Consider the following 8185-nt stretch of genomic DNA (forward strand, 5'->3'; position numbering starts at 1 on the left):
CTGAAATCTGAAATCTGAAATCTGAAATCTGAAATCTGAAATCTGAAATCTGAAATCTGAAATCTGAAATCTGAAATCTGAAATCTGAAATCTGAAATCTGAAATCTGAAATCTGAAATCTGAAATCAACCCTGAACCTCAAGAGGCAATATGACCGAGAACATTGTATGGCACACTCAAACCGTTTCGCGTGCTGAAAAAGAGCAACATAAAGGGCATAAGCCTTTATTACTTTGGTACACTGGGTTAAGTGGCTCAGGTAAGTCGACAATTGCAAATGCGGTTGAGGCAAAGTTATTTGAATTAGGTTGTCATACTTACTTGCTTGATGGTGACAACGTACGCATGGGCTTAAACAGAGGTCTTACTTTTAGTGACGAAGACCGCATCGAAAATATTCGCCGCATTAGTGAAGTTGCAAAGCTGTTCGTTGATGCAGGTTTAATTGTATCAACCGCGTTTATTTCACCGTTTAAAGAAGACCGTGCTCGCGCTAGAAGTATTATGAGCCAGGGCGAGTTTGTTGAAGTGTTTATTGATACGCCGCTAGAGGTTTGCGAGAGCCGCGACCCTAAAGGGTTGTACAAAAAAGCACGTGCAGGTGAGATCCCTAATTTCACAGGTATTAGCTCGGCTTTTGATGTACCAGAGCAACCAGAGATTCATGTAAAAACAGCAGAACAAAGCATTGAGCAAAGTGTTGAGCAAATTATTGGCTATTTGCGCAAAGCAGGGATTATAGAAATCTAGAGCCAGAAACCTGATTACTGACGTCTAACAACTGATATCTGTCTGTTGACCTCTGATATCTAACCTTTGATGTCTAACTTCTGACCTCTAATATCTGACTTCTAGCTTCTAATTTCTAAATCCTAGCGCCTAATGCTTTATCCTTTATTACTTTGAGATTTTATGAACTACGATATTTTTAACGGCGATGCTGATGGCATAATCGCTCTTTTACAGCTACAGCTAGCGAACCCTATAGATAGCGTTAAAGTAACCGGTGTGAAACGCGATATTCAATTATTAAAAAAAATCACCCCAAAAGCCGGTGATAATATTCGTGTACTCGATATTTCGATGGAAAAAAATATGGCAGAACTGCACGATGCGCTATGTGTTGGGGCGCGAGTTATGTATGTTGACCATCATAAAGCGGGTGATATTCCAAAGCACGTTAACTTATTTGCACATATTAATTTAGATGCGAATATGTGCACTAGTTTAATAGTAAGCGACCTTATCGATAAGCAGTACCACTTATGGGCCATTACAGCAGCTTATGGTGATAACTTATTTACTAAAGCTGACTGTGAGGCTGATAAATTAAACCTTACAGAGCTTGAAAAGTCGCAGTTAAAAGCATTTGGTACTTACATTAATTACAATGGCTACGGCAGTGAAATTGCCGATTTACACTTTGCTCCAGAAGACTTGTTTAATGAGCTACTTAAATATGAGTCTCCTTTTGATGCAATTAACGATCTTGGGTCGGTTTATTATGTATTAGAAAGAGCCTACAAAGCAGATATGCAAAAAGCAGCATGTGCTGAAGTTATACATAATTGCGAGACAGCTAAAGTTATTTTACTTGAAGATGCGCCATGGGCTCGCCGTGTAAGTGGCGTATTAGGCAACGACCTTGCAAACCAAGCGCCAAGTAAAGCCCATGCTGTGCTTACCTATAACAATAAAGGAAGTTACACAGTAAGTGTGAGAGCGCCACTCAATAATAAGAAAGGCGCTGTTGATGTATGCAGTCTGTTTGCTACTGGAGGTGGCCGAGCAGCTGCTGCAGGTATTAACGAATTACCAAAAGAGTCAGTAGGTGAGCTGGTTGAAGTTTTAGCGAATTTTTATAAAAAGGTTGGTGAAATCAATAGTTAATAAAAATGTATTGGTTTTTGGTGATTTTTACTCTCACTAGCTATATTATATGGATGTATAACAATCATTAAGCTTTTGCTCAGTTAGGACAACTGATAATTCAAGCTTAATACAAAAGGGATTTCAAGTGGACAAAATAATAGACTCTATCTTTAACGCGCCTCGTTCTAAAAAGCGCGCTATCACTCTAGTTGTTGATTCATTTTTTATTTTTTCGGCCTTTTGGCTTGCCTTAGTTGTTCGGCTCGACAGCTTGGCCCCCTTGTATGTTCTTGAGTACTGGTTTGTACTTGGCTTATTGTTGCCTACCTCATTAATTGCTTTTGTTAACCTAGGCTTATACCGTGCGGTGCTTCGTTATATGAACGCTCAAGCATTGTGGGCCATTGTTATTGGTACCTTAATAGCCACTGTAGCACTGGTTATATTCTCGTTTTTTTTAGGGGTGATGATGCCCCGTTCTATGCCTTTTATTTTTGCTTGGCTTTGTTTATTAACAGTCGGTGGTTCACGCATTGTAGTGCGCGCTATGATTGGCAAAATGTCTACATCACATAAAGAGCAAGTTATAATTTATGGTGCTGGGTCATCAGGTAGGCAACTTGCAACAGCGCTAGAGGCCGGGCCAGAGTACCATGTACGCGCATTTATAGACGACGATGTAACAAAGCAAGGTTCAATAATTCAAGGTGTACCTGTATATGCATTTAACGACATACATACCCTAATTGATAAACGAAATATTGGTAAAATATTGCTAGCTATGCCAAGCGAGAGTCGCTCACGCCGTAAAGAGGTACTTGCGCAATTAGAGCCGTTAGCAATACAGATTTTGTCGATCCCGGGTATGGCCGATATTGTAGGTGGTAAAGCTAAGCTTTCTGAATTTAGAGAAGTCGAAATAGAAGACCTATTAGGCCGTGATTCGGTAGAGCCAAAACCTGAGCTAATGGCTGCTAATATAACAAATAAAGTAGTTATGGTTACCGGGGCTGGTGGTTCTATTGGCTCTGAGTTATGTAGGCAAATTATTAAGCAGCAACCTAAAAAGCTTATTTTGTTTGAGGTAAACGAGTTTGGCTTATACTCAATCGAAAAAGAGTTGTGCGAACATATTCAAGCGAATGAGCTTAATATTGAGCTTGTGCCAATTATGGGCTCTGTTCAGCGTATAAACCGCATTGAGACTGTAATGATCACCTTTGGAGTGCACACCGTTTATCATGCTGCTGCTTATAAACATGTGCCTTTAGTTGAGCATAATGTGGTTGAAGGTGTACGTAATAACGTATTTGGTACCTACTACGCAGCTAAAGCAGCAATGAATGCTAAAGTCGAAACCTTTGTACTTATATCTACCGATAAAGCTGTACGCCCAACCAATGTTATGGGGGCTACTAAGCGCATGGCCGAGTTATGCTTACAAGGGTTAGCGCAAAATAAAGGTAAGCAACATAATACCCGTTTTTGTATGGTGCGGTTTGGGAATGTACTTGGCTCGAGCGGCTCTGTAGTGCCATTGTTCCGTAGGCAAATTAAAGAGGGCGGGCCAATTACCTTAACTCATCAAGATATAACGCGCTTTTTTATGACCATTCCAGAGGCTGCACAATTGGTAATACAAGCCGGTGCTATGGGTAAAGGTGGCGATGTATTTGTGCTCGACATGGGCGAACCTGTAAAAATTAAAGACCTCGCTACAAAAATGATTCGCTTATCGGGTTTTGAGGTTAAAAGCAGTGCTAACCCACATGGCGATATTGCCATAGAGTGCACAGGCTTACGCCCTGGTGAAAAGCTCTACGAAGAGCTATTAATTGGCGATAACGTAGGCGAAACTTGCCACGAGCGAATTATGACTGCCAATGAAGTAATGCTGCCCCTTGCCGAAATTAATGTGTTTTTAGAAGCGTTTGACATTGCTTGCCATAATTTTGATCACGAGACAATTCGCCAGCTACTCTTAGACGCGCCTACTGGATTTAACCCTACCGATGGTATTTGCGATTTAGTATGGACTGCTAAACAAAATAAAGAACAATCTACCACAAACGAGCCTCTAGAAAATATAGTAGTTAATTTTAAAGGCTAGGCTTTGTGTTACAGATAGGTTTTTAATATTTATAACAAATGGTAGTATTTATGGTTATGCTTGGCTTTACTTATCTTAAGTTAGTGGCTTTGAGCTAGGCTATAAAGTTTTTGAAAGGATGATTTATAAATGAAAATAGCAGTAGTGGGTACTGGTTATGTGGGCTTATCAAACGCAATGTTGCTTGCGCAGCATAACGAAGTAGTTGCCCTAGATATAGACGAACAAAAAGTTAGTTTATTACAACACAAGCAATCACCGATTGTTGATACTGAAATCAGTGACTTTTTAGTTAATAAACCTCTTAATTTTACTGCTACCACTAACAAAGAATCAGCCCTTTTAAATGCTGAATTTATTGTAATTGCTACCCCAACAGACTACGACCCAGACACAAATTATTTTAACACTCGCTCTGTTGAGTCGGTAATTAGTGATGTATTAGCGATTAACCCAACAGCAACCATGGTAATTAAGTCAACCGTGCCTGTTGGTTACACTAAATCGATTAAAGAGCAGTTTGGCACAGATAATATAATTTTCTCGCCTGAATTTTTACGTGAAGGTAAAGCACTTTACGATAACTTACATCCGTCACGTATTATTGTGGGTGAACAAAGTGAGCGTGCAAAAACATTTGCAAATTTACTTGCTAAGGGCGCCGTAAAAACTAACATTGAGATTTTATTTACAGACTCAACCGAAGCAGAGGCGATTAAGTTATTTTCGAATACTTATTTGGCAATGCGAGTAGCTTACTTTAATGAGCTAGACAGCTACGCAGAGAGCCATGGCTTAGATGCAAAGCAAATTATTGAAGGTGTAGGGTTAGACCCACGCATAGGTAAGCACTATAACAACCCATCGTTTGGCTATGGCGGTTACTGTTTACCTAAAGATACTAAGCAGCTACTCGCTAACTACCAAGATGTGCCTAACAATATGATCCGCGCTATTGTAGATGCCAACACAACCCGCAAAGATTTTATTGCAAATTCAATTATTAAACAAAACCCTAAGGTGGTTGGTATTTACCGTTTAGTGATGAAGTCAGGCTCTGATAACTTTAGAGCGTCTGCCATTCAAGGCATTATGAAACGCATTAAAGCCAAGGGTATTGAGGTAGTCGTTTACGAGCCAACCTTTGAGGGAGATGCATTTTTTAATTCGCGTGTAATTAAAAATCTTGATGAGCTTAAAAGTATCTCTGATGTAATTGTATCGAACCGCATGGCCGAAGAGCTGCAAGATGTAGCTGACAAGGTTTATACTCGCGATTTGTTCGGAAGTGATTAAGGCGAAATAGCTTTCAGCTGTCAGTTTTGAGCCGAGCAGTGTTGTTTGTAGGCCTTTATCAAAGGCCTAAATCGTAGAAGGCACTTTAGTGCCAAAAATATTTTCACAAAGAGAAGTGAACGAGAAGGGAAAGAGGAAGTGATAATAAAGCTTTTTGTTTTCTCTAAAGAGCAGCGCCTCTTAGTTTCTTTGTACAAATATATGCCTTTGATATAGGTGTGAAATTTATTTTGCGAAGATTTATTCACAAAGAGAAGTGAATGAGAAAATAATGAGGAAGTGATAATTATGCTTTTTGTTTTCTCTAAAGCGAAGCGCCTCTCATCCTCTTTGCGAAACTTTTATTTGGTTAGTCGTATCTCTTTTACTCTTTGTAAACATCAGTATTCAAGAAAAATAAAATTAAAAATCATTCAGCTTGTATCTACTTTGTTACTGTTAGTTTGGTGTTATTGTAGATTAAATTATTAAATAAGGGACTAATTATGAAAGCAGTGATTCCAGTTGCGGGCCTTGGTACCCGTATGCTCCCAATGACTAAAGCAATCCCCAAGGAAATGTTACCTTTAGTTGATAAACCGCTTATTCAGTACATTGTAAATGAATGTGTTTTAGCCGGTATAAAAGAGATTGTGTTGGTTACGCACAGCTCTAAAAATGCTATCGAAAACCATTTTGATACTAGCTTTGAGCTTGAGGCAACATTAGAAAAGCGTGTTAAACGTACGTTGCTTGAAGAAGTGCGCTCAATTTGCCCACCAGATGTAACCATTATGCATGTTCGCCAAGGCGAAGCGAAAGGCTTGGGCCATGCGGTATTATGTGCAAAACCAATTGTAGGCGATGACGACTTTGTAGTGGTTCTGCCAGATGTTATTTTAGATGGCTACACCGCAGATCAAAAAACTGAAAACATTGCCGCGATGATCGAGCGTTTTAACGATGTTAAAGCAAGCCAGATCATGCTTGAACCGGTACCGCAAGAAAGTGTTCACAAGTACGGAATTGCTGATATCGGTGGCGTTAAAATTAAAGCCGGCGAAAGCGCACCAATTAAAACGATGGTTGAAAAACCAAAAGCTGAAGAAGCACCATCTAACTTAGCGGTAGTTGGCCGTTATGTGTTATCAAAAGCTATTTGGCCGTTACTTGCTAAAACACCTGCTGGTGCGGGTGGCGAAATTCAGTTAACAGATGCGATTGATGAGCTTATGAAAACTGAGGTTGTTGAGGCGTTCCACATGAGTGGTCGCGCTCACGACTGTGGCGACAAGCTAGGTTATTTAAAAGCGATCATTGAGTATGGTATCCGTGACGAAAAATTAGGTGATGAGTTCTCTGAGTTTTTAAACGATATTGTTGCGCCTAAAGTGAGTCACTTAAAAGCGGTTTAATCTCTTTGTTAGTTTCTGATATATCTAAACGCCTACACATTGTGTAGGCGTTTTTGTTTATTAGATAGAATTTTAAACACAAAGGGGGCGAGGATTACAGATTGAGATAATTAATAGACTTAAGGTGAATGTGTAGACTCTTTACTAAAGTGATATTTGATACCGTAGGTCTGAAATTTATTATGCACACAAGATCTCTTTTGAACCACAGAGGACACAGAGAGCACAGAGGAAGAGAAAGAGGTACAAGGTGCTTTATCTTCAGCCCGGTGTTTTATGAGTTTTAGAATTAATTTAATTTTCTCTATGAAGCACGTAGCGCCTCGGTGTGCTCTGTGGTTCAGAGTGTTTATGTCTTTAATCTAATTAGAACCGCAGAGGGTATAGATAGCACAGAGGAAGAGAAGGAGGTCTTTAAGCTTTCAGCCGTTAGGTTTCAGCTAAATTGTGTTGTTTGTGGGTCAGACATTGGTTGATGGAATGGTGTTGTATATAAGACGCACCAAGCAGGTGTGACGCATACTGTTTAATATTTTATTTATCCATGTAGCGCGCAGCGCCTCGGCGTGCTCTGTAGTTCAAAAAGTATTTTTCGTATTATTAGTAAGATAATTTAAGCTATTCTTAAATTATAAACAGCTTTTAGATGTTCAATATTAGCAAGGATGGCTATATGGAAATGGATATAATTACCCGTAAAGTAATAGCGTGTGCTATTGAGGTACATAAACAATTAGGGCCAGGTTTATTAGAGTCTACCTATGAAAGTTGCTTGGTATATGAATTGCTGCAAGTTGGCTTTTCACCACTTAACCAAGTTGAGTTACCTATTTCATACAAGAGTGTCTGTTTAGATGCTGGGTATCGACTTGACATTTTGCTTCCAAAGTCGCTAATTATCGAATTGAAAGTAGTAGAAAAGCTTTTACCCATTCACACAGCGCAGTTAATTACATATTTAAAATTAACCGACATCAAAACAGGTTTGCTTATTAACTTTAATGTTACAAGGTTGGTGGATGGTATTAAGCGAATTCAAGTTTAGTGTTTTTTCTTAGCTTGAAAATTAATTGGAGCCACTGATGTATCAAGGTCAAGCGCCTGCTTACTCTGAGCTCTCATCACTATATAGTGCGAAGCGCCTCTATGCTCTCTGTGGTTCAAAATTATTCAAACTTAATTACATCATAGGCGCTACAGTTAGCTCCCTTGTTTAAATTTCTAATTATAACTTTGATTTTCTCTGTGTAGCGCGCAGCGCCTCTGTGTGCTCTGTGGTTCAAAATTATTCAAACCTAATTACATCATAGGCGCTACAGTTAGCTCCCTTGATTAAACTTCTAATTATTAACCAGGTTTTCTCTGTGCAGCACGCAGTGCCTCCGCGTACTTATATGGACTCCCCGTTTTTTGTCAACGGAGTATTTATTAAATAAAGATTAGATGCTGGCTTATATACGGACTCTATTTGGGGAGCTACCCCTGGTCACTTTAATGTATTCGCCCCTTTATG

6 protein-coding genes are annotated in these 8185 nt (G+C 39.4%); all 6 read left to right on the forward strand.

Going from position 1 to position 8185, the window contains the following annotated elements:
* Window positions 1-150 precede the first annotated feature (150 nt).
* The 6 genes from cysC (at window position 151) to L1267_RS23235 (ending at window position 7717) form a co-directional block, all read left to right on the forward strand.
* On the forward strand, window positions 151-750 hold the full coding sequence (cysC, locus tag L1267_RS23210; protein ID WP_135923383.1) for an adenylyl-sulfate kinase: 600 nt from the start codon (window positions 151-153) through the stop codon (window positions 748-750).
* Between the two features lie 162 nt (window positions 751-912).
* On the forward strand, window positions 913-1890 hold the full coding sequence (locus L1267_RS23215) for a DHHA1 domain-containing protein (protein WP_135923384.1): 978 nt from the start codon (window positions 913-915) through the stop codon (window positions 1888-1890).
* Window positions 1891-2017: 127 nt separating this feature from the next.
* Entirely contained in the window at window positions 2018-3982 is a 1965-nt protein-coding gene (locus L1267_RS23220) for a polysaccharide biosynthesis protein (protein ID WP_235384370.1), read from the forward strand.
* Between the two features lie 129 nt (window positions 3983-4111).
* Window positions 4112-5278 carry a nucleotide sugar dehydrogenase gene (locus tag L1267_RS23225; protein ID WP_235384372.1) on the forward strand — a complete coding sequence of 389 codons (1167 nt, stop codon included), beginning with the start codon at window positions 4112-4114 and terminating at the stop codon, window positions 5276-5278.
* 485 nt (window positions 5279-5763) lie between these two features.
* On the forward strand, window positions 5764-6672 hold the full coding sequence (gene galU, locus L1267_RS23230) for a UTP--glucose-1-phosphate uridylyltransferase GalU (protein ID WP_235384373.1): 909 nt from the start codon (window positions 5764-5766) through the stop codon (window positions 6670-6672).
* Window positions 6673-7345: 673 nt separating this feature from the next.
* A complete protein-coding gene (locus tag L1267_RS23235; protein WP_130050497.1) occupies window positions 7346-7717 on the forward strand; it encodes a GxxExxY protein in 372 nt (123 codons plus the stop codon).
* Window positions 7718-8185: the final 468 nt, after the last annotated feature.

Origin of the sequence: Pseudoalteromonas sp. OFAV1 (genome assembly GCF_021532595.1) — a bacterium.
In the GTDB taxonomy this organism is placed as follows: domain Bacteria; phylum Pseudomonadota; class Gammaproteobacteria; order Enterobacterales; family Alteromonadaceae; genus Pseudoalteromonas; species Pseudoalteromonas lipolytica_C.

Bases quoted from the DNA above. Each gene is read 5' to 3' on its own strand.
- L1267_RS23225 (WP_235384372.1), top strand. From the start codon at position 4,112: ATGAAAATAGCAGTAGTGGGTACTGGTTATGTGGGCTTATCAAACGCA.
- galU (WP_235384373.1), top strand. From the start codon at position 5,764: ATGAAAGCAGTGATTCCAGTTGCGGGCCTTGGTACCCGTATGCTCCCA.
- L1267_RS23235 (WP_130050497.1), top strand. From the start codon at position 7,346: ATGGAAATGGATATAATTACCCGTAAAGTAATAGCGTGTGCTATTGAG.
- cysC (WP_135923383.1), top strand. From the start codon at position 151: ATGACCGAGAACATTGTATGGCACACTCAAACCGTTTCGCGTGCTGAA.
- L1267_RS23215 (WP_135923384.1), top strand. From the start codon at position 913: ATGAACTACGATATTTTTAACGGCGATGCTGATGGCATAATCGCTCTT.